The 21,556-nt window shown below is 61.6% G+C and carries 19 protein-coding genes; 9 read left to right on the top strand and 10 right to left on the bottom strand.

The annotated features are described in order from the left end of the window. Window positions 1–101 precede the first annotated feature (101 nt). On the bottom strand, window positions 102–1,553 hold the full coding sequence (locus AC07VY_RS25060; RefSeq protein ID WP_495099857.1) for an aldehyde dehydrogenase family protein: 1,452 nt from the start codon (window positions 1,551–1,553) through the stop codon (window positions 102–104). A 157-nt stretch (window positions 1,554–1,710) separates the two neighbouring features. Between AC07VY_RS25060 and AC07VY_RS25055 the strand changes: the two genes are divergently transcribed. After that, window positions 1,711–2,994, top strand: a complete 1,284-nt coding sequence (locus AC07VY_RS25055) for a D-amino acid dehydrogenase (protein ID WP_495077036.1) — start codon at window positions 1,711–1,713, stop codon at window positions 2,992–2,994. 24 nt (window positions 2,995–3,018) lie between these two features. Continuing rightward, entirely contained in the window at window positions 3,019–3,927 is a 909-nt protein-coding gene (locus AC07VY_RS25050) for a LysR family transcriptional regulator ArgP (RefSeq protein ID WP_495077037.1), read from the top strand. A gap of 56 nt (window positions 3,928–3,983) precedes the next feature. Here the strand turns inward: AC07VY_RS25050 and AC07VY_RS25045 are convergent, their stop codons facing one another. From AC07VY_RS25045 to AC07VY_RS25035, 3 genes are all read right to left on the bottom strand, one after another. Continuing rightward, complete coding sequence (locus AC07VY_RS25045; protein ID WP_495077038.1) at window positions 3,984–4,562, bottom strand: flagellar basal body L-ring protein FlgH; 579 nt, start codon at window positions 4,560–4,562, stop codon at window positions 3,984–3,986. A gap of 145 nt (window positions 4,563–4,707) precedes the next feature. Next, window positions 4,708–5,208 (bottom strand): cell division protein FtsI, encoded by a 501-nt coding sequence (locus AC07VY_RS25040; protein ID WP_495099858.1) that lies wholly within the window; start codon window positions 5,206–5,208, stop codon window positions 4,708–4,710. Window positions 5,209–5,288: 80 nt separating this feature from the next. Continuing rightward, entirely contained in the window at window positions 5,289–5,777 is a 489-nt protein-coding gene (locus AC07VY_RS25035) for a hypothetical protein (protein ID WP_495099859.1), read from the bottom strand. A 302-nt stretch (window positions 5,778–6,079) separates the two neighbouring features. Between AC07VY_RS25035 and AC07VY_RS25030 the strand changes: the two genes are divergently transcribed. Then, a complete protein-coding gene (locus AC07VY_RS25030) occupies window positions 6,080–6,697 on the top strand; it encodes a TetR/AcrR family transcriptional regulator (protein ID WP_495099860.1) in 618 nt (205 codons plus the stop codon). Window positions 6,698–6,746: 49 nt separating this feature from the next. Here AC07VY_RS25030 and AC07VY_RS25025 read toward each other — a convergent pair whose 3' ends face one another. After that, the gene (locus AC07VY_RS25025; protein WP_495099861.1) at window positions 6,747–7,571 is read right to left on the bottom strand and encodes a metallophosphoesterase; all 825 of its coding nucleotides are present in this window, start codon (window positions 7,569–7,571) and stop codon (window positions 6,747–6,749) included. Between the two features lie 174 nt (window positions 7,572–7,745). On the opposite strand from AC07VY_RS25025, the gene AC07VY_RS25020 reads away from it, so the two are divergent. After that, window positions 7,746–7,940, top strand: a complete 195-nt coding sequence (locus tag AC07VY_RS25020; protein ID WP_490591676.1) for a hypothetical protein — start codon at window positions 7,746–7,748, stop codon at window positions 7,938–7,940. Between the two features lie 16 nt (window positions 7,941–7,956). Here the strand turns inward: AC07VY_RS25020 and AC07VY_RS25015 are convergent, their stop codons facing one another. Further along, window positions 7,957–8,913, bottom strand: coding sequence for a LysR family transcriptional regulator (locus tag AC07VY_RS25015; protein ID WP_495099862.1), 957 nt, complete (start codon window positions 8,911–8,913; stop codon window positions 7,957–7,959). Window positions 8,914–9,315: 402 nt separating this feature from the next. On the opposite strand from AC07VY_RS25015, the gene AC07VY_RS25010 reads away from it, so the two are divergent. Then, window positions 9,316–9,855, top strand: a complete 540-nt coding sequence (locus tag AC07VY_RS25010) for a hypothetical protein (RefSeq protein WP_495077044.1) — start codon at window positions 9,316–9,318, stop codon at window positions 9,853–9,855. Window positions 9,856–9,977: 122 nt separating this feature from the next. On the opposite strand, the gene AC07VY_RS25005 is transcribed toward AC07VY_RS25010, so the two are convergent. Beyond that, window positions 9,978–11,843, bottom strand: a complete 1,866-nt coding sequence (locus tag AC07VY_RS25005) for a phosphoenolpyruvate carboxykinase (GTP) (RefSeq protein ID WP_495099863.1) — start codon at window positions 11,841–11,843, stop codon at window positions 9,978–9,980. 422 nt (window positions 11,844–12,265) lie between these two features. Next, a complete protein-coding gene (locus tag AC07VY_RS25000; protein WP_495077046.1) occupies window positions 12,266–12,418 on the bottom strand; it encodes a hypothetical protein in 153 nt (50 codons plus the stop codon). A gap of 204 nt (window positions 12,419–12,622) precedes the next feature. Here AC07VY_RS25000 and AC07VY_RS24995 point away from each other — a divergent pair, with 204 nt between their 5' ends. Then, the gene (locus tag AC07VY_RS24995) at window positions 12,623–14,938 is read left to right on the top strand and encodes an ATP-binding protein (protein ID WP_495099864.1); all 2,316 of its coding nucleotides are present in this window, start codon (window positions 12,623–12,625) and stop codon (window positions 14,936–14,938) included. A gap of 72 nt (window positions 14,939–15,010) precedes the next feature. On the opposite strand, the gene recQ is transcribed toward AC07VY_RS24995, so the two are convergent. Continuing rightward, window positions 15,011–16,882: a DNA helicase RecQ gene (gene recQ / locus AC07VY_RS24990; protein WP_495099865.1), complete on the bottom strand. Its 1,872-nt coding sequence runs from the start codon at window positions 16,880–16,882 to the stop codon at window positions 15,011–15,013. A 518-nt stretch (window positions 16,883–17,400) separates the two neighbouring features. Here recQ and AC07VY_RS24985 point away from each other — a divergent pair. Further along, window positions 17,401–18,585 (top strand): RES family NAD+ phosphorylase, encoded by a 1,185-nt coding sequence (locus AC07VY_RS24985; RefSeq protein WP_495099866.1) that lies wholly within the window; start codon window positions 17,401–17,403, stop codon window positions 18,583–18,585. 55 nt (window positions 18,586–18,640) lie between these two features. On the opposite strand, the gene AC07VY_RS24980 is transcribed toward AC07VY_RS24985, so the two are convergent. Beyond that, complete coding sequence (locus AC07VY_RS24980) at window positions 18,641–19,474, bottom strand: oxidoreductase (protein ID WP_495099867.1); 834 nt, start codon at window positions 19,472–19,474, stop codon at window positions 18,641–18,643. A 92-nt stretch (window positions 19,475–19,566) separates the two neighbouring features. Between AC07VY_RS24980 and AC07VY_RS24975 the strand changes: the two genes are divergently transcribed. Both AC07VY_RS24975 and AC07VY_RS24970 read left to right on the top strand, forming a co-directional pair. Continuing rightward, entirely contained in the window at window positions 19,567–20,475 is a 909-nt protein-coding gene (locus tag AC07VY_RS24975; RefSeq protein WP_495099868.1) for an AraC family transcriptional regulator, read from the top strand. Window positions 20,476–20,511: 36 nt separating this feature from the next. Next, complete coding sequence (locus tag AC07VY_RS24970; protein ID WP_495099869.1) at window positions 20,512–21,555, top strand: homocysteine S-methyltransferase family protein; 1,044 nt, start codon at window positions 20,512–20,514, stop codon at window positions 21,553–21,555. Window position 21,556: the final 1 nt, after the last annotated feature.

Below are 21,556 nucleotides of genomic sequence, written 5' to 3'. Positions count from 1 at the left end.
TGCTGCGCGCGGCTGTGACGACCCGGCCACTTCCATTGACTGTTCTTCGATACTCTGAGGCAGGTAGCTAATCAGGCGGTTTTTATAGTAAATAACTTGCCTCAAAAAGGATAGTGCCGTGGCGTGGTCTGCACCGTGACCCAGCGCAGGTCAGTGAACGCTGCGATGCCGGCGGCACCGCCAAAGCTGCCGATGCCGCTGCCCTTGACGCCGCCGAAGGGCATCTGCGGCTCGTCGTGCACCGTGGGGCCGTTGACGTGGCAGATGCCGGACTGGATGCGCCCGGCGACCTGCAGTGCCCGTGCAATGTCGCGGCCGAACACGGCGCTGGACAGACCGTAGGCGTTGTCGTTGGCGCAGGCCACGGCCGCATCCACGCCGCTGACGCGGACAATGGCTTTCACCGGGCCGAAGGATTCTTCGCTGTAGATCTTCATCGCCGAGGTCACGTGGTCCAGCAGGGTGGCGGGCATCAAGGTGCTGTCGGCTTTGCCGCCGCACAGCAGCTTGGCGCCTTGGGCCAGCGCATCGTCGATCAGCGCGTTGCAGCGCTGCACCGTGCTCATGTCGACCACCGAACCCAGCACGACCGGGCCTTTGCGTGGGTCGCCCAGCGGCAGACTGGCGGCCTTGGCGGCGAGCTGGGCGACAAAGGCGTCGGCAACTTTTTCGTCGACGATGATGCGCTCGGTCGACATGCAGATCTGGCCCGAATTGGCGAAGGCGCCGAAGGCGGCGGCGTTGACTGCCGCGTCCAGATCGGCATCGTCCAGCACCAGCAGCGGGGCCTTGCCGCCGAGCTCCAGCACCACCGGCTTCAGGTACTTGGCGCAGACGCCGGCAATGATCTTGCCCACATGGGTCGAGCCGGTGAAGTTGACCCGCCGCACGGCCTGGTGGGCCACCATAGCTTCGACTACCGCCGCCGCATCGGCCGGCGCGTTGGTGATGAAGTTCACCACGCCCGGCGGCAGGCCGGCCTCTTGCAGAGCCTCGATGATCAGGCCGTGGGTCGCAGGGCAGAGTTCCGAGCCCTTCAGCACCACGGTATTGCCGCAGGCCAGCGGCACAGCGACGGCGCGCACGCCCAGGATCACCGGCGCGTTCCACGGCGCCATGCCCAGCACCACGCCGGCGGCCTGGCGCAGGCCCATGGACAGGCTGCCCGGCACGTCGGACGGAATCACCTCGCCGCCGATCTGCGTGGTCAGCGATGCGGCTTCCCGCAAGGTGCCGGCCGCCAGGTGCACGTTGAAGCCCGCCCACATGGCCGACGCGCCGGTCTCGGCGGCCATGGCGGCGATGAAGGCCGGGGCCTTGGCTTCGAGTGCGGCCGCGGCCTTGGTCAGCAGCGCGCGGCGCTGGCCCGGGCCGGTGGCCGACCAGGCGGGGAAGGCGGCGGCTGCAGCTTCTACTGCCGCCACTGCGTCCTGCACTGTGGCGGCGGGGGCGCTGGTGGCGATGCTGCCATCTAGCGGGTTGCGGCGCTCGAAGGTAGCGCCGGAGCTGGCGGGGACGGACTGGCCGTTGATGAGCAGGTGGGTGTTGGGCATGGTGTGTTTCTTGCGGCGCGGGGCCGTTGTCTCTGGGACTGCAAGCATCTCACAACAGACCCTAATTCAGAATTAGAGTTTCTAATAAACCATGGTGTTATGAATTAGGTCAACTTATATTTCAACAAGTTTCAATTTCTCACAAAGCGAGCGCCACATGAAAGTTCTGATCTTGGGCAGCGGGGTGATAGGCACCACGACCGCGTACTACCTGGCCAAGGCCGGACACCAGGTGACGGTGGTGGACCGTCAGCCCGGCCCCGCGCTGGAGACAAGCTACGGCAATGCGGGTGAGGTGTCGCCCGGCTACTCGGCGCCCTGGGCCGGGCCGGGCGTGCCGCTGAAGGCGATCCAGTGGCTGATGATGCACCACAGCCCGCTGGTGATACGCCCGCTGCTGGACCCGAGCATGTGGCGCTGGGGTATGTCCATGCTGCGCAACTGCACCGAGGCACGCTACCAGGTCAACAAGGGCCGCATGGTGCGCCTGGCCGAGTACAGCCGCGACTGCCTGAAGCAGCTGCGCGCTGACACCGGTATTGCTTACGACGAGCGCAGCCAGGGCACGCTGCAGCTGTTTCGCAACCAGAAGCAGCTGGACGGCACGGCCAAGGACATCGAAATATTGAAGCAGTACGGCGTGCCCTACCAGCTGCTGGACCGCGAGGCTTACCTGGAACACGAGCCGGCGCTGGCCCTGGTGAAGGAAAAGTTCGTCGGCGCGCTGCGTCTGCCTGGCGATGAAACCGGCGACTGCTTCAAGTTCACCAACCGCCTGGCCAAGATGGCCGAGGCCCTGGGTGTGGAATTCCGCTCCAGCGTGCATATCGAACGCATTGCCGCCGATGGCAACAAGATCACCGGTGTGCATACCAGCGTGGGCCTGCTGCAGGCCGACAGCTATCTGGTGGCGCTGGGCAGCTATTCGCCCGTCCTGCTGAAGCCGCTGGGCTTCAACCTGCCGGTGTACCCGGTGAAGGGCTATTCCATCACCGTGCCGATCACCGACGCGGCCTGCGCGCCTGAGTCCACCGTGATGGACGAAACCCACAAAGTCGCTGTGACCCGCCTGGGTGACCGCATCCGCGTGGGCGGTACGGCCGAGCTGGCTGGCTACAGCCTGGAGCTGCATGAAGAGCGCCGCAACACGCTGAACCACGTGGTAACCGACTTGTTCCCCAAGGGCGGCGATGTGTCCAAGGCCGAGTTCTGGACCGGCCTGCGCCCCATGACGCCCGATGGCACGCCGGTGCTGGGCGAAACGCCGTACCCCAATCTCCACCTGTCCACCGGCCACGGCACGCTGGGCTGGACCATGGCAGCCGGCACCGGCCGTGTGATGGCTGACCTGCTGTCGCAGCGCAAGCCGGACATCAGCATGGAGGGCCTGAGCCTGGCCCGCTACGGCAACGGATTTAGCGGTCGTACACATACCGGCTAGGCTCCTAAGGTACATTCGCCTTCCATGAGCAGTTTTGACCCCGACGCCCTTGAATGCCTTGCCGCCATTGTGGAAGAGGGGGGCTTCGAGCGTGCGGCGCAGCGGCTGAACATCACGCAGTCTGCGGTGTCGCAGCGCCTGCGCTCGCTGGAGGCACAGGCCGGCACCGTGCTGGTGGTGCGCAGCCGCCCGCTCAAGCCCACGGCCGCCGGCCATTTGCTCATCAAACACACCAAGCAGCTGCGCCTGCTGCGCGCCGATCTGGAGCGCGACATGCAGGAGCTGGCGCCCAGCATCAACGGCGGCGCGCGCGACGAGGAGCGGGTGTCGATCGCCATCAACGCCGACAGCATCGCCACCTGGGCCATGGGCGCCTTGCAGGGCGTGGTGGCGCAGGGCTTGCCGCTGGAGATCATCACTGACGACCAGGACTTCACCCAGGAATGGCTGCGTGAAGGCCAGGTGCTGGGTTGCGTCACCACTTTGAAACAGGCCCTGCGCGGCTGCAAGGTGGTGCACCTGGGTGCCATGCGCTATGTGGCCGTGGCCCAGGCCGAATATGCACGCCGTCACTTGCCGCATGGCTTGACGGCGCACAACTTCCGCAACGTGCCATTTGTCGCCTTCAACCGCAAGGATGATATGCAGCGCGAGTTCGTCAGCCAGCAGTACGGTCTCAAGCGGGTGTCTCTGCGCCAGGTCTTCGTGCCCAGTTCCGAAGGCCAGGTGCGTGCCGTGCGCGCCGGCTGGGGCATCAGCGTGGTGCCCGAGTTGCTGGTGCTGGATTTGTTGGCCCAGGGGGAACTGGTCAATCTGGTTCCGAAAGAGGCACTGCTGATCCAACTCTATTGGCACTGCTGGAATCTGCAGTCCGAGGTGCTCGACACCTTGAGCGCCGCGCTGACCGACGCGGCGGCTGCCTCGCTGCAATAAGGCTTGGGCTCAGGTAGAGCTGCCTGCGGTAGCCTGCCCGCAGCCCAGGGGACTGGCTACCAAAAACTCAGGCTTTTTGCCAGAATGCGCTGCATCCAGTTGCGGGACGTAGCGTCTTGCACATCGCCCTTGCCGACCAGTTCCAGCTTGGCATCCACCACATCGCCAGAGGCGACCACATTGCCCGCGGTAATGTCATACGGGTTCACCACGCCAGAGAAGCGCAGTGTGCTCATGCCGTTGTTCAACACGATGCTTTTTTCGCCGGCCACCAGCAGGTAGCCGTTGGGCATGACGTTGATCACTGCCGCCGCCAATCGGCCGCTGAACTTGCTGCTATTGCCGGCGGTGCCCGAGCCCTTGAGCGTGTCGGTGCCCGAGGCAGTTGCGTCCACGTTCATGATGCCCTTGAGGATGCTGCCCAGGGAGTTGGATTCAGATCCCGGCCCTTTTTGTGTCAGCTTGGTTTCCTTGCTGGTATTGCTGGTTTGTTCGCTGGTGGCGCTCAGGGTTTCGGAAATATCTATTTTCAGGGCATCGCCGATTTTGGTCGGCTTTCTGCGGTCTGAAAATAAGGAGGTTACCGTCATATTCGAGCGGAATATCGCACCGGTGGCAACAGGCTCAATATCCATGGGCTGCTGCAAAGCCGTTACCCGTACAGGTGGCGGGACAATACTGTCCGATCCGGCGCAGGCTCCTAGCGCGCCCAATACAAATATCGTCATCAAATATGCGTGTACGCGATAGATAGTCTGTGCCATATGAATCTTTCAGGATTTAGTTTTCAAAACCGGTGAGTAAAGCAGTAACCACCGGAGCTACCTTGCTGCGTGTGGAAGACCATTTACCCATGCCATAAGTTGGGTCCAATGCGTAACTGCTCTTGGATAAAACCTTGCCGCCAGCCGTACGTAATGTCAGCGTGGTACTGGTTAAATAGGTTTTATAGTCGTTGGTAAAAGGTGGAATATCCCATTCCACATAGGCCACATAATTCAGCCAGATTTCACAGTTACCTGGAGCGGTACCGGCTTCATATATCCGACTTTCTATTTGGTGCAAGCGCAATTCGGATTGCAACGCTGGTAAAACTTCAACCGCTTGGGATTGCGGATTGAATTCAATACACACTTTGTCGAAAGTAGGATGGATGTGGTAGACCGTGTCCTTGGCCTTGCTGGGCCCGACCGTCACGAGCGTGCTGGCGGCCGTACCCGAAGCCTTGACCAATTCCCACAGCGGTACGGGCGAGAATATGGAACATGCGGTTTGCAGCAAACACGCTGCAACCGCAACCCCGCGCAGGCAATAGGACTTAAACAGAATATTCTCCTGGCTCGGTATTGCCGGGCTGTGGGCTAAACCAATGCGCTGACGACCTGCGTGGCGTTCGATATGCCCGCTTGGGTATATTCGGCGGCGGCGCTGGCAACCTTGCCAATACCTTTTGCGGTGGCGTTATAGGCGGTTTTTAAACCGTCCGCGCTTTCACTGGCCAGGGTTACTGTGCTATCGACCGCGGATTTGGCGGTGTTTTCTACCGCCTGTACTGCGTTGCTGGCGGCATTGCTGATACCGTTGGTCATGCTGTTATAGGCATTCTTTAATTCTTTGGCACCTTCTGCAACAGTGGATGTGGCATTTTCTGCCGCCGATTTCACGGTATTTACGGCGCTGCTGTTCAGGGTTTTAGCCGCTGTACCCGTCGAATTAGCCAGACCCATGGCATCGGAAGTAGCCGCGCTAAATGCTTTCGCACTTTTTTCATGGACGGAGGAGTTTTTGGAGGTTGCCGTAGACGCTTTGGCAGTGCTGGCGGGAATGGTGGTTGCATTGCTGATTTGCATGGTGATCCTCTGGGTTGATGGACGGGCAATTAAATTTTGTCCGCCCGCCCCAGATTTAAATCACAGATAAAGCGCTAGAAAACCCACTAAGTACATTGGATTCACAAGCAAGTATGCAATGGGTACAAATGGTATATGTAGCGAAATATAAATGCGTCGATACAATCGACTTTTAAATAAAAATAAAGATAATATGACTGAATTTTTCGAATATCCGTTGTACGCATATTGTGTTTAGTGACTTGTGGGTCTAACAATAGACCCGCAGTTCTTATTTTGTGCATCTGCACTTAAAATGCGGTATGCGCTCTTCCCCCCAACCCAAAATTTCCTTTAAGCAGCAGATGCTGCAGGCCCGTGAAGAGGCCATCGTGCAGACAGTCAACCGTCTGCTGGCCGAAAAGGGCTTTGACGCCATGACGGTGGACGAGGTGGCGCTGGGCGTGGGTATTGCCAAGGCCAGCCTGTACAAGCATTTCCCCAGCAAGGAAGACCTGGCCGCCGCCGCCATGGTGCGTGTGCTGCAGCGCACACGGGACTTTCTGCAAACCCTGCCAGCCACCGATGCCCCTTTGTTGAAGCTGCAAGCCCTGGTGCGCTGGGCCATGCAGGTGCAACTGGCCGGTGAAATGCCTTCGCTACCCAGCCAGAACTCCAGCCTGCGTGCCAATCTGATGGGCAATAACGCCTACCTGGATGTGCTGGTGCAGGTCAGCGACCAGCTCGGCGGCTGGATACAGGCAGCGCAAACCGCCGGCCAGATCAACCCGCAGTTGCCGGCCGTGGCCGTGCTGTACACGCTGTATGCGCGTGCTTGCGACCCGGTGCTGGGCTTTTTGCAGGCCGGCGGCCAGCACAGCGACGAGCAGATCATTGAATGGGTGCTGTCTACCTGCTTTGAAGGTCTGATTGCCCGTTAGCGCAGGTATTACCAGCGCTAACAGCTATTAAAACCATAGTAAACATGGTTCACAGCTGGATGCAGCGCGCCTCTTGGAAGTGCAGCTGCTCGTTCTTGCGGGCATAGCCTCTGGGGTTAGCTACGACCCGACAACCGCGGTGCACGTAGTCGCTGGGGGCATGCAGATGGCCGTGCAACCATAGCTGCGCATGCGGCAGCAGATCGTCCAAGGCATTGCAGAAACCGGCCGTGCCCGGCGTGCGCCCGTAGCGTGGGTCGGCGCTGTGCAGGCTAGGCGCAAAGTGGGTGACCACTACCGTGGGGCCGGCAAAGGGCGTGGCCAGTGCCGTGCGCAGCCAGGCCTGGCATGCCAAGGCTTGCTCGCGGATGGCATCGGCCAGCATGGGCTGGCCGTCGCGGGTGGCCGTGTTCTTTGTCAAATAGTAGTTGGCGGCGCGAAAGGCCTTGTCACGCGCCTTGAGCTGCTGGCCCAGGGTAGCCTCGGTGGCTGTGTCGTCCGGCCCGAGTGCGTCAAAGTCACTCCACAGCGTGGTGCCTATGAAGCGTACGCCCTGCAGCTCCAGGGTTTCACGCTCCAGCCAGGCCAGCCCCAAGCGTTCGCAGGTGGCGCGCAGGCGCTGGTGGGCGGTGTCGAAATCCAGCCCGTCGTATTCATGGTTGCCGGGCACGAAAAGTACCGGCGTGGGCCAGCCTGCGTGCTGGGGCAGGGGGGAGAAGCGGGCCAGGCCGAAGTCGCTATCGTCCAGGCGCGAGCCCGCCTGGTAGGAGCCGATATCGCCAGCCAGCACCAGCACATCGGCGTCTGGCGCGGGCGTGGGTGCGAAGTCTGGGTGGGTTTCTAGGTGCAGGTCGGACAGCAGTTGGATCTTCATGGCAGGGCCAGTCTACGCGGGATCGGGCCTGTCTATAACTGCACAGAAAATGCCTGTCACAGGCGGTCTGCACGAGGTTATGCATCAAGCGCATAGCTTGGGGCTTGAATGTCTAGGGAAAACCCTTATTCTTCAAGCATCGTTGTTTTTCACCGTTTGTCCGGTGGTATTTGTATGTTGAGTCTGCTCCTCCAAAAGATCTTGTTCCGTAGCGTCAGCGCAGCCGTGCCTGCCATCCGTCGCCGCAAAGACACGCCCAATGTGGCCCAGGATTTGATGGAAAGCGCGGGTGCCCGCTCTGGCACCAACCCTTACCAGTCCGCCGAACTGCGTGGCGCGGCACTGGCCTTTCTCAGCGTGATGCGCTGAGAGCGTTGACATTTTCTTAGGGCGCAAACGCCTTTTTGGCGGAGCGCGCCAAAGCCAGGCGTAGCCAAGTGTGGGCTGCGTCATGCTCCATACGCCGGTGCCATAGCGCATCGACGTGTACAGCCGGCACCGTGAATGGCAGCTCTTGCAGCTGCAGTGCATCGGCCATGCCGGTGACGCTGACGAAATGCCGTGGCAGCACCGTCAGCAGGTCCGAATTGACTACGACCCGGCCCGCGGTGAAGAATTGGTTCACCGTCAGTACCACGCGCCGCTCGCGTTTCTGGCGCGCCAAGGCTTCGTCAATAAAGCCAAAAGCCCGGCCGGAAAAGCTCACCAGCAGGTGGCGTGCCGCGCAAAACGCGTCCAGCGTCAGGCCGGCGGGGGCCAGTGGATGGTCTTTGCGCATGGCGCAGACATACTGGCCGTCGTAGAGGCGCTGGTGCGCATACGGCGTGGCCTTGCCTACCTGGGCACGGGCCGTCAGGTCGCTCATCACCGCCGGGAAATAGCCAACGGCCAGGTCGGCCAACTCATCCTCTAAGAGTTTGCGCGGGTCGCGCGTGGTCAGTGGCACCACGCGCAGCGAGATGCCGGGCGCCTCGGTTTCCAGAATGTCCACCAGCCCGGGTATCAGCTCCGCCGCCGTGGCGTCGGCCATGGCCAGCACAAAGGTGTTGTCCGCCAGCGCAGGTACGAAGTCGCTGGGTACCAGTGAAGCCTGCAGCTGCCGCAAGGCCTCGCGTACCACCGGCCACAACGCCAGGGCGCGCGGCGTGGCCTCCAGGCTTTGGCCGCGCCGGCGCACCAACTCGTCGTCCAGGGTTTCACGCAGGCGCCGCAGCGCATTGCTGACAGCTGGCTGGGTCAGTGCCAGGTTTTGCGCTGCCCGGGTGAGGCTGCGCTCGGCCATGATTTCATCAAACACCCGCAATAGATTGAGGTCGAAAGTGCGAAAGTTAGGCGGGCTCATGGCGGGTGGCGTAAGCGTTTGTGCGGTAATAAGTGCGATGTGTTGCTTTATGGATACGGTGTGGCGTCATGGCTATGTGCAGGTACGACGTCTGATGCACGTGCCAGAAAACCGTTTTTGCATACCGTATTTGCCAACATTATTTGCTATAAAAATAAGAGCTACTTGCGCAGAGAATATCTGCGCGAGAGGCCAATTCAACCTATATCCACAGACAGGAGTGAGCGTCGGGCCCAGGCTGATTGAACTGCTCTCCTTGTATGCCGACAGCAGGCCATTCATCACCATGGTGAATGGAGATCATCACAAAGATAAAGTTGGATCGTATGGGTGTAAACCCTAATATTCGTTTGCGTCTACGGCGATCCCGTCCAGAGGACGCTAGATCCAAAGGAAATTACCATGACCAGCATTGCCCAAACCAGCTTCCCTACCGCACATGCCGGCGCAACCCGTGCTGAGTCGGCCAACGGTAGCCTGTCCCAACGTTTTGACTCCGCCAAGGGTTTGTCCACCATTTTGTTGGCAGCCATTGTGTCCGCACTGGTGGTCGCTGCCGACCAGTTGGTAGACAACTGGAGCGAAGGCCATCTGCTGGCCGCCTGGGGCGCCGTGTGGGCCGTGGGCTTTGTTGCGCTGGCACTGTTTGCCGGTACGGCCCGCCGCGCCGCCGTCCGCATCGTACAGGCTCTGGATGCATGGTCGCAACGCCAGGCCCGTGCCCGTGCTGACCAACGCCTGTGGGCCACCGCTTTGAGCGACCCCCGCATCATGGCCGACCTGCAAGTCGCCATGGGCCGTCACGCAGAAGCCGACGCTACCGTGGTGGCAGAGAAGGCTCCCGTATCAGGCCGTCTGGGCCGTGCTGTGCTGGCTGCTTTTGACCGTCTGGACGCGCAAGCTTATGCTGCTGCGCAGTACCGCCTGTCCGCACACCTGTAATCGCGCAAACCGCGCTGCCGACAAGGCCTGGCGATCAGGCACTGCCGGCCGCACCGTAGGCCGGACATTAGGCCCCAAAGCCCCGCCCATTTTGTGCGGGGCTTTTTGCTTTAGGCGTTGCTTCAAGCCGCCAGGCGCTGCTCCAGCGCCTTCTTCGTATCCACCAGAGCTTGCGGCAAGTGGTAGGCCAGCTGGGTGAACAGCTCGGTGTGCAGTACCAGTTCTTGCTGCCAGGTGGCTTTGTCGATGCTGGTGACGGTGTCGAACTGCGCCGGCGTGAAGTCCAGCCCGGTCCAGTTCAGTTCGCCATAGGTTGGGCTGACGCCGAAGATGTTTTCCTGGCCTGTGGCTTGGCCTTCGATGCGGTCGATCATCCACTTCAGCACGCGCATGTTTTCGCCGTAGCCAGGCCAGACAAACTTGCCATCTTCACCCTTGCGGAACCAGTTGGTGCAGTAGATTGGGGGCTGCTTGGCGCCCGATGCAGCCAGCTTGTCGCCCATATTCAACCAGTGCTGGAAGTAGTCGCTCATGTTGTAGCCCGTGAAAGGCAGCATGGCGAACGGGTCGCGGCGCACCACGCCCATTTGGCCGACGGCGGCGGCAGTGGTTTCCGAACCCATGGTGGCGGCCATGTACACGCCTTCGGTCCAGTTGCGGGCTTCGGTGACCAGGGGCACGGTGGTGGAGCGGCGGCCGCCAAAGATGAAGGCGTCGATCGCCACACCCGCGGCGTCGTCCCAGGCTGGGTCCAGCGCGGGGTTGTTGGTCGCTGGCACGGTGAAGCGCGAATTGGGGTGGGCGGCCTTGGCGCCGGTTTCACGGGCGATTGCGGGCGTCCAGTCTTTGCCTTGCCAGTCGATCAGATGGTCGGGCAGGCTGCCGCTGTCCTTTTCCATGCCTTCCCACCACACGTCGCCGTCGTCGGTCAGCGCCACATTGGTGAAGATCACATCCTTGTCCAGGCTGGCCATGCAGTTCGGGTTGGTGTGGTAATTGGTGCCGGGGGCCACGCCAAAGTAACCGGCTTCGGGGTTGATGGCGTACAGGCGGCCATCGGCACCGGGCTTGATCCAGGCGATGTCGTCGCCGATGGTGGTGACCTTCCAGCCATCAAAACCGGCTGGAGGCACCAGCATGGAGAAATTGGTCTTGCCGCAGGCGCTGGGGAAGGCGGCTGCCACGTGGTACTTTTTGCCCTGTGGGTTGGTCACACCCAGGATCAGCATGTGCTCGGCCAGCCAACCTTGGTCGCGGCCCATATTGGAGGCGATACGCAGCGCAAAGCATTTCTTGCCCAGCAGGGCATTGCCGCCATAGCCCGAGCCGTAGGACCAGATTTCGCGGGTTTCCGGGAAGTGCACGATGTACTTGGTCTTGTTGCAAGGCCATTTCACGTCGGCCTGGCCTTCTGCCAGCGGTGCGCCCACGGTGTGCATGCAGGGGACGAAGGCACCGTCGGTGCCCAGCAGCTCGACCACGGCCTTGCCCATGCGGGTCATGGTCTTCATGTTGACGGCCACGTAGGGGCTGTCGGAAAGCTCTACGCCGATGTGGGCGATGGGCGAGCCCAGTGGGCCCATGCTGAACGGCACTACATACATGGTGCGGCCCTGCATGCAACCGGCAAACAGCGGGTTCAGCGTGGCGCGCATTTCCGCGGGTTCCATCCAGTTGTTGGTGGGGCCGGCGTTTTCCTTCTTTTCAGAGCAGATATAGGTGCGGTCTTCCACGCGGGCCACGTCGCTGGGGTCGCTGCAGGCCAGGAAGGAGTTGGGGCGCTTGGCGGGGTTGAGCTTCTTGAAGGTGCCGGCGTCCACCAGTTGTTGGCAGAGGCGGGCGTATTCCTCTTCGCTGCCATCGCACCAGTACACCGCCTTGGGCTGGGTCAGGGCGGCCATGTCGGCAACCCAGGCGAGGAGCTGGGTGTTTTTGACGTAATCGGGGGCGTTGAGGTCCAGTCCCAGGTCCATGGTGCGTGCGTTCATCGAGGTACTCCTAAGTTGAAAATCGTCTTTTCAAAAAGAGGCTCGATGCGGGAGCGGCCTTTTCAGAAAACGGCTTTGCTACTCAGTCGGCGGTCGGCGCAGTCAGCGCGGGCAGGCTGGGAGTTCGATTCTAAAGAGCCAGGACAAAGTTACGGTGTGATTACACGCAAAATGTATGCAAACGTTGCATGAGGTTATGTGCCGAAATGATGGGCGTGAGAATGGCGCATATTTCCAGGCCATAGCGCATACAAATGCTGCGCCAACAGCTATAGAAAAAATAGCAAAAAGGGTGGAATCAGGGGTGTGGATACGGCAAAAACGGCGTTCTACATTGCATAAAACGCTGCGCCGGCCTGTGGTCCAGGCGGGCGCTCTTTCAAAGTGGCGTCAAGTCCGGCCGGACTGGCGCCAAGCTGGTGTCAGGCCATGGATACGGCGATGAAGGCCAGCAGGAAGATCAGCACGCCACCAACGAGGGGCAGGACCATGGGAATCATCGGCACGATGGCTTCCACGGCATCGGCGGGAGCGTGGGCGCTGGCGCCGTGTTCGCTGGTATCAGGGCTGGACATAGATATTCCTCGGGGTGGTGTTAAAAACTTGCCCGACCGGGCAGCGCGGCAGGCCGAAACCTGCAAGTTGGACATCGTACCAATTTTCAGGATTTATCCCTATGCGGGTTCTACCGGGCATATTTCACGGGCCATGTCTTCCCATGCTTGACAGCCTGCGTTATGGTGCGGCAACAAACCACTTTGTGGCTAGGGAGCATTTCCATGGCGAAGCGCTTGGTTTCCGATTCTGCCCACGCACCGTTGATTCCGTCACCGGGGCTGAAGGCTGCGCCGGTGCTGGATTTGATGTGCTCGCACTTTGTGCTGACCCTGGTGGCGCGCCAAGGCCCCAAATTCAATGTGCGGCGCGACCTGAACAGCCTGCTGGCCATGGCCGGCAGGCACTTGGTGTGGCCGCAGCCGGTGTTGCTGCGCCTACGTGAATTCCTGCTGCGCCGCTGCAAGGACAACGAGTTCTGGCGTGGCCATGACGACCTGGGTACCACCGAGTTCCTGGAGCGCCATGGCATCTGGCGCGGCCCCTATGAAGAAGGCACGCTGTTCTTCTACCTGGATGAATACGCCAAGGACCAGCCGAAAGACCTGCTTTCTGCCCTGGCGGTCACCGGCGAATGGCTGACCCACGCGCTGAAGAAACAGTCCACCCTGGTGGAGAAGAACATCGACGCCCTGTCCGGCCTGCTGCAGTTGAACAAGGCCGAGCGTGCGCTGTTGCTCTACGGCACCTTGGCCCGCTACCAGCGCGACCTGCGCACCATCCTGGTCGAGGTCAAGGTGAACAACGCGCCCGAGGCCTATGCGGCGATTGCCGAGGTCGCCGGCGTCAGTCCGGCCGAGGTGGGCGAGGCCCTGCGTGCCGGCTCGCGGCTGGAGCGCATCGGCCTGGTGGAGAACCTGATTTCCGAGCACAACATCACCGACCTGGCCGACCTGATGAAGGTCAGCGAAAAGCTGCCACCCGTGCTGATGCGCGAATACCGCGACCAGAGTGAGCTGATGGCCGTGTTCACCCGCCCGGCCACCAAGAGCGCTTTGGCATTGACCGACTTCACCTATGTGCTGGACGACACCCAGGTGCTCGTGTCCCTGCTGCGCAACGCCGTGGCGCGCAAGGAACCCGGCGTGAACGTGCTGCTCTACGGCCCACCCGGCACCGGCAAGACTGAGCTGGCCCGCGTCGTCGCCCAGGCCGCCGGGCTGGACCTGTTCGAGGTGGAATACGCCGACCGCGACGGCAACTCGCTCAGCGGGCGCGACCGCTACCGCTCGCTGCAGATCGCCCAGGTCTTCCTGAAAGGCAGCGTGCAGGCGGCGCTGCTGTTCGACGAGGTGGAAGATGTGTTCCCACCCATCAGCTCCGAGGCCGCCCAGCTCATGGCGCGGGCCGAGCAGGTGGCCGCGCCCAGCTCCGGCTCGGTCAGCGGCAAGGCCTGGGTGAACCAGATTTTGGAGTCCAACACCGTGCCCACGCTGTGGGTGACCAACCGCATCGAGCAGATCGACCCGGCCTTCCGCCGCCGTTTCGCCTACCACCTGGAGCTGAAGTCGCCGCCGCCCGGCGCGCGCGAAGGCCTGGTGCGCAAGACGCTGGAAGGCGTGCAGGTGTCGGACGCGTTTGTGGCCAAGCTCACCGAACGCAAGGGTCTGACCCCGGCGCAAATCCGCACCGCCGTGCGCTTCGCCGGGCTGGTTACACCGCAGACCGACACGGCCTTTGAGGGCCTGATTGAGCGCCAACTGAAGAACGCCGACCAGGCCCTGGGAAACCGCCTGGCCGATGCCGGCGCGCGCCCCTCCGTCACCCAGTACAGCCTGGACATGCTCAACGTGGAAAGCCGCTTCGAGGTGCCGCGCATCGTGCAGGCGCTGAAAGCCCGCGGCCACGGCACGCTGTGCTTCTATGGCGCCCCCGGCACCGGCAAGACTGCACTGGCAGAGCACATCGCCAAGGCGCTGGACAAGCCTTTGTTGGTCAAGCAGGCCAGCGACCTGATGAGCAAATTCGTCGGCGAAACCGAACAGAAGATGGCCGCCATGTTCAAAGAAGCCGAGGCCGAAAAAGCCGTGCTGCTGCTCGACGAGGCCGACAGCTTTCTGCAAGACCGGCGCGGCGCCCAGCGCACCTACGAGGTCACCGAGGTAAACGAAATGCTGCAAGGCATGGAGCGCTACCGCGGCATCTTTGTCTGCACCACCAATTTGCTGGACCGCATAGACCAAGCCGCGCTACGCCGCTTCACCTTCAAGATCCAGTTCAAGCCCCTGCTGCGCACGCAGCGCGAAACCATGTTCGTGGTGGAAGCCCTGGGCGGCGATACCAGCCGGCTGGACGACAGCCTGAAAGCCCGTTTAGCCCGCATGGACCAGCTCTGCCCCGGCGACTTTGCCGCCGTCAAACGCCAGGGCGAAATTCTGGATGCGCAGCTGGCTCCGGAGGAGTTCATGGATCAGCTGGAGGCCGAGCACCGCATCAAACCCGAGGTGCGTGAGTCCCGGGGCATGGGGTTTATGCACTGAGGGCGTGGCCCGCTCGACTTCCAAGCCAAACAGGCCGCCAGCGCATGTTTTATCTGCGCGGGCAGCTATTATTTACGTAGCAGTATCGGCGCAAACCCGCAGCACGGCTTCGCCATAGGCTTCCAGCTTTTTCGTGCCCAGCCCGCTTACGCCGGCCAGCGCGTCCAGGCTGTCCGGCGCCAGGGTTGCGATGGCGGCCAGGGTGGCGTCGTGGAAGATTACATAGGCCGGCAGGTTGTGTTCGCGGGCCACCTCGGCGCGCCAGGCTTTCAGCGCCGCGAAGCGGACCTGGGCTGCGTCGTCCAGTGCGGCCGCCACGGCGGATTTGGCGGCGCTGCTGCCGTTTTTGCCGCTGCGGTCGCGCTTGGGCTTGCGCTCTGCCGGGCCGGAGAGGGACGCGCGCAGCATCAGTGGCACCTCGCCCTTCAGCACGGCGCGCGAGCCTTCAGTCAGGCACAGCGTGCTGTATTCGCCTTCGACCGCCACCCCGCCAATCGCAATCAGCTGGCGCAGCACACCGCGCAGCTGCTGTTCGCTGTACTCCGCACCCAGGCCAAAGGTGCTGAGCGTGCTGTGGTTGAACTGGTTCACCTTGTCGGTGGTCTTGCCGCGCAAGATGTCCATGATGTGGCCCGTGCCAAAGCTAATACCGCTCATCTGCTGGATGCGGTAGATGGTGGACAGCAGCTTGCGCGCCGCCTCGGTGCCGTCCCATACCTGCGGCGGCTCCAGGCAGTTGTCGCAGTTGCCGCAGGCGTGGGAGGTTTCCCCAAAGTATTTCAACAGCCGGACCCGGCGGCAATCCGTCGCCTCGGCCAGGCCCAGCAGCGCATCCAGCTTGCCGCGCATCACCTGCTTGAATTCTTCGCCGGCCGGGCTCTCGTCGATCATGCGGCGCTGGTTCACCACGTCCTGCAGGCCGTAGACCATCCAGGCATCGGCGGCCAGGCCATCGCGGCCCGCACGGCCGGTCTCCTGGTAATAGCCTTCGATGTTCTTCGGCATGTCCAGATGCGCGACAAAGCGCACGTCGGGTTTGTCGATGCCCATGCCGAAGGCGATGGTCGCCACCATCACGATGCCTTCTTCGCGCAGAAAGCGGTCCTGGTGGGTCTGGCGCAGCTTGGCGTCCAGGCCGGCGTGGTAGGGCAGGGCGTTGATGCCGTGCTCGCACAGCGTCTGCGCCACTTCTTCCACCCGCTTGCGCGACTGGCAATAGACCACGCCCGCATCCTCGTCGTGCTCGCGCTCGATGAAGCGCAGCAGCTGCGTGGTCGCGTCCTTCTTCTCGACGATGGTGTAACGGATGTTCGGCCGGTCAAAGCTGCTGACGAAATGCTGCGCCTCTTCCAGTTGCAGCCGCTCGACGATGTCGGCCCGGGTCAGCGCGTCAGCCGTGGCGGTGAGCGCAATGCGCGGCACGCTGGCATAGCGCTGGTGCAGCACCGTCAGCGCGCGGTATTCGGGGCGGAAGTCGTGGCCCCACTGGCTTACGCAATGCACCTCGTCGATGGCAAACAGGCTCAGCTGCCGGCGCGCCAGCAGGTCGTCCAGCAGCTCCAGAAAGCGCGGCGTGGTGATGCGCTCGGGCGCCGCGTACAGCATGGTGATGTCGCCGCGCACCAGGCGGCGCTCCACGTCCAGCGCTTCGTCGAACGACAAGGTGGAATTCAAAAACGCCGCCTTGACACCGGCTTCGTGCAGCGCGCCCACCTGGTCGTGCATCAGCGCGATCAGCGGCGAAATCACGATGGTGATGCCATGTCCGTCCAGCTGCCGCGCAATCGCCGGTATCTGGTAGCACAGCGACTTGCCGCCGCCGGTAGGCATCAGCACCAGCGCGTCGCCGCCTGCGACTACATGCTCAACGATGGCCTGCTGCGGCCCCCGAAACTGCTCATAGCCAAAGGTTTCATGCAGGATGGCGAGAGGGGACGAGGACAATGCTTTTGCTCTGGAATTTATAGCTACTGGCGCAGGTGATGATTGCGCTAGGGGCTGATTTGAGGGGTAAACCGGCGTGGGGCTGGTGGGAAGGCGCTATTGTGCCCGGGCCTGGGGCGGCTTGACGGTGGCAAGCTTGTGTAAGGTTGCAGGGAGAAGTTGAATACGAGAGAGCCTCTGGCGCGGGTGGGAATAACATGGGCTGTCAAAAATGGTACCTACGCACCCTCTGGGGTAGTACGTTTCCCTGTCTACGAGACTGCGTGCAGTATGCTGATTCGATGGCAAAAGCTCTTTACTCACCCTCACTATCTGGCACCGACTACATGTGCTGCAACTGCATCTGTGATGAAGTGCTTTCAAAACGAATCAGGGCGGATGGTGAACGTATCAGATGCGCGGTGTGTGGGCTGCGGCGCAAGTGTGTGCAAATAGAAGTGGTCGGATCATGGCTCCGGGAGGTACTTCCACATGTCATAAGGCCAGGCCGAATTTGGCCTAGTTATAGAGACGAAGATATGTACACGGATCAATCACAAGAGGGCGATTCCCTGGAGTATTGGATAGGTGATTTGTTGGGTATCGAGGATGATCTTTTAATTGAAGCACTGGCAAATGAGGCATCTTCACTCAGTCATAGGGAGTATCAGGACGGAGGGGAACCACTATTTGATACGGAGATTTCCTATGTGCGGGTGCGACCCTCGACAACGCGGATCCAAATGCTATGGAGAGACTTCGAGGAAAGTATTCATCATCGTTCGCGATTTTTTAATGCAGAGGCGAAGCTGTTTCTGCAGACGTTGTTTGCAGACATTTCCAATCTTCATGCAATCAAGCCTCCTGATTGGCCACCTTTGCCTGCAATCAGCGAATTTATGTTCGAAACTACAGGTGCCATTCGTACACTTGAACCGAGTATCGAGTTTCCTATCTATCGTGCCCGCCGCGTAGATGGTGAACGTGAATTCAAAAAGTTCTATGCAGCAACTGCACGAGAACTAGGACCAGCACCGCCTCACCTTGCTGGAGCAGGTCGGATGAACGCAGAAGGCGTTCCCGTTTTCTATGGATCTTCAGACCGTGATACCTGTGTTTCCGAATTGCGGCCGCATATTGATTCGATGATCGCATCTGCGGAGTTTCGTCTCACACGCCCGGTAGTAGTCCTTGATTTTCGAGTTCTAGAAAACTCGTTTAGCGAGTCTCCACTAAGCATATTTGATCCTGAGTATCAAAACGATAGCGAGCTTAGGCTATTCCTAAAGACGCTACATCGCATGGTTCGAGAACCTATTCGCCCCGGTGCGGAGAAGTTGTACTTGAGAACACAAGTAATGGCTGAATTCCTCGCAACCCAACATGAACCTCCAATTGAGGGTGTTTTATTTTCGTCGGCGCAACGTGCTGAGGGCTCAAATCTGGTTCTCTTCCCCCATAAGTTGAAACCGGACCTCACTACGCCAAAGCCGTTGTTTGAATTAGATGTAGAGAACTTTGAAATGGAGGATATTTTTAAGTTAACTGCTGCATATAATTCTATGGAGCCTGTTGACGATTCCTTGGTGCGATTTCCACTTGCGTTTGTTGAAAACTCATTACGTCTCCATACTGTTGGAGAAATTAAATATGGCATTAAAGATTTCGATACATATCAAGGAGAAATACAGCGCTACGAAGATGACATAGACGAGGAATATTAGATGCAACCGCAATCAGAAACAGATATCTGCCAATTCGAATGCGGTCCACTTGACCCTAGACCCCCCAATCCGTCGTTACGGACATCCCCTGCCAAGCCTCCAACTCCCCCCGCAGCGCCTCAATCTTCGCCCCAATAATGGCCACCGCATCGCTGCCCGCCGCAAAACGCAGCGGCGGCTGGGGGTGCGCCGCCAGCTGCAGCAGCATGGCAGCCAGCCGCACCGGGTCGCCGGGCTGCAGGTGGTTGCGGGCACCAAAGCTTGCGCTGATCTGGGCCGACTGCGCGGCGTAGTCGGCGATGGCCTGGTTGCCAAAACGCATCGACTGGCCGTCCAGAAAGTCAGTGCGGAATGCGCCCGGCTCCACGATGGTGACGCGGATGCCGAACGGGGCCAGCTCCTGCGCCAGCCCTTCGGAAAAGCCCTCCACCGCGAATTTGCTGGCGCAGTACAGCGTGCCGCCCGGGATGCCGCGCATGCCGGCGATGGACGAGAGGTTGAACACATGGCCGGCGCGTTGCTGGCGCATCACCGGCAGCACGGCGCGGGTGACGTGGAACAGGCCGAACACATTGGTGGCGAACTGCTGCTCCGCATCGGCCGCCGTGCTTTCTTCGAACAGGCCGAGCTGGCCGTAGCCGGCGTTGTTGACCAGCACGTCGATGCGGCCGAAGCGGGCCACGGCGGCTTGCACCGCGGCCTGGGCCTGGGCGGCGTCGGTGACGTCCAGGTCCAGCGCCAGCAGGCGGTCGTCGGCCAGGGTGATGCTGTCGCGCTTGCGGGCCGTAGCGACCACGTTGTGGCCGGTGGCCAGCGCGGCCTGCACGGTGTGGGCGCCGATGCCGCGCGCTGCGCCGGTGATGAACCAGGTGTGGGGTTGGAAAGACATGGGTTGCTCCTGAATGGTGAAGAGCTTGACTATCCGCGTGCCGGCCTGTGCAGCGGTAGCCTGATGCTGCGCAGCTCTTGCATAATCCTCGCATGTTGCCCTTGCCTACGCCAGACTCGCTTAAAGAGCTGTGTGCCTTGATTGCACAACACTGCGATGGGCGCCGGACCAGCACCGCCATCCCCCGCGTCGGCCTGGTGCGCTCCGATACCCCGACGCTGCCCATGGGCGTGGTCTACCAGCCCATGCTGTACATCGTGGCGCAAGGTGCCAAGCAGGCGCTGCTGGGTGACAACATCGTGGAATACGCTGCCGGCCAGTATTTGGTGGTGTCGGTGGACTTGCCCATCACCGGCTCGGTCATCCAGGCCAGCCCGGAGGCGCCGTATCTGGCGTTGTCTCTGGAGCTGGACCCTGCGGTGCTGGCCGACATGTTGCTGAGCCTGCCTGGCACAGCCCAGGACGCCCCTTTGCCCGGCCTGGCGGTCAGCCCGGTGACGCCCGATCTGCTGGATGCCGCCGTGCGCCTGCTGCGGCTGCTGGGCCGGCCGGCCGACATCCCCATGCTGGCGCCGCTGGCCGAGCGCGAAATCCTCTACCGCTTGCTGACCGGCGCCCAGGCGCCCATGCTGCGCCAGATCGCGCTGGCCCATAGCCGCCTGGCCCAGGTGGGCCGGGCCATAGGCTGGATACGCGACCATTTCGCCGAGCCGCTGCGCATAGCCGCGGTAGCGCAGCGCGCCAACATGAGCGCCTCCACCTTCCACCGGCATTTCAAGGCCGTCACCGCCATGAGCCCGCTGCAGTACCAGAAGCAGATCCGCCTGCAGGAGGCCCGGCGCCTGCTGCTGGCCGGCCAGGCGGATGCGGCCAGCATTGGCTTCACCGTCGGCTACGAGAGCCCGTCGCAGTTCAGCCGCGAATACGCCCGCATGTACGGCCAGCCTCCGCTGCGCGACGCCGTACGCCTACGCGGACTGGGGCCACTGGTCGCGGTGTAGTGGGGCGGTGCCGGGGTTTCCTACAATCGAGCCCTCATGAAAACGCCCACCTACACCCGCGCCCAACAACTGCCCGCCATCCTGGCGCAACGCATTGCCATCCTCGATGGCGCGATGGGCACCATGATCCAGCGCTTCAAGCTGACCGAGGAGCAGTACCGCGGCGAACGCTTCAAGGACTTTCACAAGGACGTGAAGGGCAATAACGAGCTGCTGAGCCTGACCCGGCCCGACGTGATCCGCGACATCCACGAAGGCTACCTGGCCGCCGGTGCGGACCTGATCGAGACCAATACCTTCGGCGCCACCACCGTGGCCCAGGAGGACTACGACATGGCCGACCTGGCGATCGAGATGAACTTCGAGTCCGCCCGCATCGCCCGCGCTGCTTGCGACAAATACAGTACGCCAGACAAGCCGCGCTTCGTCGCTGGCGCCCTCGGCCCCACGCCCAAGACCGCCAGCATCAGCCCTGACGTGAACGACCCCGGCGCGCGCAACGTCAACTTCGAGCAGCTGCGCAAAGCCTATTACGAACAGACCAAAGCGCTGGTCGAAGGCGGCGCTGACGTGATCCTGGTCGAGACGATTTTCGACACACTGAACGCCAAGGCCGCGCTGTTCGCGGTGGACGAATACTTCGAAGACTCGGGCCAGCGCCTGCCGCTGATCATCAGTGGCACGGTGACCGATGCCTCGGGCCGCATCCTCAGCGGCCAGACCGTGACCGCCTTCTGGCACAGCGTGCGCCATGCCCAGCCGCTGGCCGTGGGCCTGAACTGCGCACTCGGCGCCGCGCTGATGCGCCCTTACATCCAGGAGCTGCACAAGGTGGCGCCCGATACCTTCATCAGCTGCTACCCCAACGCCGGCCTGCCCAACCCCATGAGTGACACCGGCTTCGACGAAACGCCTGAAGTCACCTCGGCCCTGGTGCGCGAATTCGCCGCCGAAGGCCTGGTCAACATCGTCGGCGGCTGCTGCGGCACCACGCCCGACCACATCGCCGCCATCCACAACGCGGTGAACCCGCTGCCCGGCCGCGTGCTGCGCCCGTTCTTCTACAAAGAGGCTGCCTGAT

It is taken from the genome of Rhodoferax sp. GW821-FHT02C08, from assembly GCF_059421805.1.
This window is presented reverse-complemented; position numbering and strand designations above follow the sequence as displayed.

Excerpts from the sequence above, each read along its gene's own strand:
- AC07VY_RS25025 (WP_495099861.1), bottom strand. The coding sequence starts at position 7,571 with ATGAAGATCCAACTGCTGTCCGACCTGCACCTAGAAACCCACCCAGAC.
- AC07VY_RS25045 (WP_495077038.1), bottom strand. The coding sequence starts at position 4,562 with ATGGATATTGAGCCTGTTGCCACCGGTGCGATATTCCGCTCGAATATG.
- AC07VY_RS25055 (WP_495077036.1), top strand. The coding sequence starts at position 1,711 with ATGAAAGTTCTGATCTTGGGCAGCGGGGTGATAGGCACCACGACCGCG.
- AC07VY_RS24995 (WP_495099864.1), top strand. The coding sequence starts at position 12,623 with ATGGCGAAGCGCTTGGTTTCCGATTCTGCCCACGCACCGTTGATTCCG.
- AC07VY_RS25030 (WP_495099860.1), top strand. The coding sequence starts at position 6,080 with ATGCGCTCTTCCCCCCAACCCAAAATTTCCTTTAAGCAGCAGATGCTG.
- AC07VY_RS25060 (WP_495099857.1), bottom strand. The coding sequence starts at position 1,553 with ATGCCCAACACCCACCTGCTCATCAACGGCCAGTCCGTCCCCGCCAGC.
- AC07VY_RS25050 (WP_495077037.1), top strand. The coding sequence starts at position 3,019 with ATGAGCAGTTTTGACCCCGACGCCCTTGAATGCCTTGCCGCCATTGTG.
- AC07VY_RS25020 (WP_490591676.1), top strand. The coding sequence starts at position 7,746 with ATGTTGAGTCTGCTCCTCCAAAAGATCTTGTTCCGTAGCGTCAGCGCA.
- AC07VY_RS24985 (WP_495099866.1), top strand. The coding sequence starts at position 17,401 with ATGTACACGGATCAATCACAAGAGGGCGATTCCCTGGAGTATTGGATA.
- AC07VY_RS25000 (WP_495077046.1), bottom strand. The coding sequence starts at position 12,418 with ATGTCCAGCCCTGATACCAGCGAACACGGCGCCAGCGCCCACGCTCCC.
- AC07VY_RS25010 (WP_495077044.1), top strand. The coding sequence starts at position 9,316 with ATGACCAGCATTGCCCAAACCAGCTTCCCTACCGCACATGCCGGCGCA.
- AC07VY_RS24980 (WP_495099867.1), bottom strand. The coding sequence starts at position 19,474 with ATGTCTTTCCAACCCCACACCTGGTTCATCACCGGCGCAGCGCGCGGC.
- AC07VY_RS24970 (WP_495099869.1), top strand. The coding sequence starts at position 20,512 with ATGAAAACGCCCACCTACACCCGCGCCCAACAACTGCCCGCCATCCTG.
- AC07VY_RS25015 (WP_495099862.1), bottom strand. The coding sequence starts at position 8,913 with ATGAGCCCGCCTAACTTTCGCACTTTCGACCTCAATCTATTGCGGGTG.
- AC07VY_RS25035 (WP_495099859.1), bottom strand. The coding sequence starts at position 5,777 with ATGCAAATCAGCAATGCAACCACCATTCCCGCCAGCACTGCCAAAGCG.
- AC07VY_RS25005 (WP_495099863.1), bottom strand. The coding sequence starts at position 11,843 with ATGAACGCACGCACCATGGACCTGGGACTGGACCTCAACGCCCCCGAT.
- AC07VY_RS24975 (WP_495099868.1), top strand. The coding sequence starts at position 19,567 with ATGTTGCCCTTGCCTACGCCAGACTCGCTTAAAGAGCTGTGTGCCTTG.